At 65.8% G+C, this 511-nt stretch carries 1 protein-coding gene and 1 pseudogene; both read right to left on the bottom strand.

Annotation, left to right across the window (positions count from 1 at the left end; all coding sequences use genetic code 11):
* Positions 1–188, bottom strand: a pseudogene (locus tag ACXJKJ_RS32335) (hypothetical protein); the annotation flags it as partial.
* On the bottom strand, positions 185–511 hold a 327-nt coding region (locus ACXJKJ_RS32340), incomplete at its 5' end, for a hypothetical protein (protein ID WP_457395856.1). The gene ACXJKJ_RS32340 and the pseudogene ACXJKJ_RS32335, both read right to left, overlap by 4 nt.

Genomic DNA, 511 nt, shown 5'->3' on the forward strand with positions numbered 1-511 from the left:
CCCACGCGCGAGCCGATCAGGCCGCCGAAGATCAKGAARTACAGGGTCATGGTGATCGCCGGCGGCACCAGGGTCTGGCCCCAGATGCGCAGGATGCGGGTGACCTCGCGGCGAACGATGGTGCCGTAGGCGGTGAAGTTGCGCTGGGTCGTGGTGGCTTCGGCGAGCTGGTCTGCGGTCGAGTTCATGCGGACTGCTCCGGTTGCACCTGCACGCCGTTGACCGGCGGGCTCTTGTCCAGGTTCTCGCTGGTCAGGCGCACGAACAGTTCCTCCAGGCGGTTGCTCTTGGTGCGCATCGAGCGCACGCGGATGCCGGCATCGTTCAACGCGGCGAATACGCGGTTGAGGTCCATCGCGCGCGGCATCTCCACGTCCAGGGTGTGGTCATCGGTGGCATGCATGGTGGTGCCAGGGAACGCCGATAGTGCTGCCGGCAGCGACGATGGCAACGTGCCGTCGATGTCGAACAGGAAGCCCTCGACGTCGAGCTTGGCGAGCAGCGCCTTCAT

It is taken from the genome of Roseateles sp. P5_E1 (assembly GCF_054049335.1).